This is a genomic window from Dietzia massiliensis, from assembly GCF_018390595.1.
GTDB classification, from domain to species: Bacteria; Actinomycetota; Actinomycetes; order Mycobacteriales; family Mycobacteriaceae; genus Dietzia; species Dietzia massiliensis.
The window spans coordinates 1-455 of sequence record NZ_JAHBAV010000182.1 but is presented as its reverse complement, the minus strand read 5'-3'; the positions used below and the strand labels follow the sequence as shown (position 1 = coordinate 455).

Genomic DNA, 455 nt, shown 5'->3' with positions numbered 1-455 from the left:
CGTATTGGCGCTCGCCGATCTGGCCTTCGATTTATCGGTCTATGACCTGTTCGGCAGCTGGCTAGCCGGCGCATCGGTAACGGTGCTATCGCCGCATGAAGCGAAAGAGCCGTCAGCATGGCTAAATGCGATACGCCAGCGGCAAATCAGCATCTGGAACTCGGTTCCCGCCATCTTGCAAATGCTGGTGCAATATTGCGCACAAGAAAACATCCTGTCGCTGCCTCAACTGCGGCATATTTGGCTGAGCGGCGATCGCATCTCTTCGCGGCTGATCGCCGAGGCACATCGGCTTTGCCCCAACGCCACCATCACCAGCCTTGGCGGTGCAACCGAAGGGGCTATATGGTCAATTTATCATCCGGTTACACGAGATACGCACTACAGAAACGCCATCCCCTATGGAACCGCATTGCCAAATCAGAGCATGTGGGTGTTGGATGAAAAACTCGAGC

At 55.4% G+C, this 455-nt stretch carries 1 protein-coding gene; it reads left to right on the top strand.

Annotated features, from left to right (window positions below; genetic code table 11):
• A partial coding sequence (locus KHA85_RS20200; protein ID WP_213186667.1) for an AMP-binding protein occupies nt 1-455 on the top strand: 455 nt, incomplete at both ends.